Origin of the sequence: Methylobacterium sp. WL116, assembly GCF_008039455.1 — a bacterium.
GTDB lineage: Bacteria > Pseudomonadota > Alphaproteobacteria > Rhizobiales > Beijerinckiaceae > Methylobacterium.
The window spans coordinates 1-1,324 of record NZ_VRUV01000840.1; the positions used below are offsets into that span (position 1 = coordinate 1).

At 73.6% G+C, this 1,324-nt stretch carries 2 protein-coding genes; both read right to left on the reverse strand.

From position 1 onward, the window contains the following. Window positions 1-401, reverse strand: a 401-nt coding sequence (locus FV223_RS27820; protein WP_147729896.1) for an ATP-binding cassette domain-containing protein, incomplete at its 3' end; no start/stop codon positions are given. Beyond that, a complete protein-coding gene (gene phnK, locus FV223_RS27825) occupies window positions 398-1,171 on the reverse strand; it encodes a phosphonate C-P lyase system protein PhnK (protein ID WP_147729897.1) in 774 nt (257 codons plus the stop codon). The genes phnK and FV223_RS27820, both read right to left, overlap by 4 nt. Window positions 1,172-1,324: the final 153 nt, after the last annotated feature.

Sequence of the window (1,324 nt, forward strand, 5' to 3'; positions counted from 1 at the left end):
CCCCCCCCCCCCCCCCCCCCCCCCCCCCCCCCCCCCCCCGCCCCCCCCCCCCCCCCCCCCCCCGGCGGGCCGCCGACGCGGGGGATCACGCGCAGGAACTGCGAGACGTAGGCGACGACGTGCCGGCGCAGGGCCAGGATCGCGCGCGGCTCGGCCGTGGCGACGTCCACCGTGCGGGCTCCGTCCCAGATCCGGATCGCGCCGTGCTCGCAGCGGTAATTGCCGTAGGCCATCTTCAGGAGCGAGGATTTCCCGGTGCCGGACGCGCCGCCGAGCACCACGCACTCGCCCGCCGCGACGGCGAGGCTCGCGCCCGCGATCACCGGCAGCATCGTGCCGCCGCGCAGGTGCAGGGTGAAGCGCTTGCCCACGTCCTCGAAGGCGATCAGCGGCGGGGTCATGCGGCGAGCACCGAGGAGACGAGGAGCTGGGTGTAGGCGGCCTGCGGGTCGTCGAGGACCTGATCGGTCAGCCCGGTCTCGATCACCCGGCCGTGGCGCATCACCAGCACCCGGTGCGAGAGCAGGCGGGCGACGGCGAGGTCGTGGGTGACGATGATCACCGCGAGCCCGAGCTCGGCCACGAGCCCGCGGACCATGTCGAGCAGGCGCGCCTGCACCGAGACGTCGAGGCCCGAGGTCGGCTCGTCCATCAGCACGAGGCGGGGGCTCGTCACGAGGTTGCGGGCGATCTGCAGGCGCTGGCGCATGCCGCCGGAGAACCGCGTCGGCGGGTCGTCGATCCGGTCTGCGGCGATCTCGACGCGGCCGAGCCAGTCGAGGGCGGTGGCGCGGATGCGGCCGTAATGGCGCTCGCCGACGCCCATCAGCCGCTCGCCGACGTTGCCGCCGGCCGAGACCGCCATGCGCAGGCCCTGCGACGCGTCCTGGCGCACGAAGCCCCAGTCGGTGCGCATCAGCGCCCGGCGCTCGGCCGCGCTCAAGGTCGCGAGGTCGCGGCTGGCGCCGTCGCGCATCCGGTAGGCGACCGAGCCCGCATCCGCCGCGACCTCGCCGGCGACCAGGCCGAGCAGGGTCGACTTGCCGGAGCCGGATTCGCCGACCACCGCCAGCACCTCGCCCGCCTCCAAAGTGAAGCCGACGCCGTCGCAGGCGGTGCGCGCGCCGTAGCGCTTGGTCAGGCCGGAGACCGTGAGCAGGGGGGCGGTCATGATCGTTCCTCCGCTCCGTTCTTCCCTCCCCCCGGCGGATCTCGGACTTGCCCGAGATCCGCACACCGTGTGCCCAAGTCGGGCAGGCCCGACTTGGGGCGGTGTATTTTAAAAAAAAGACGCGGCCCGCGAAATTGAGTGTGTTTATAGGGG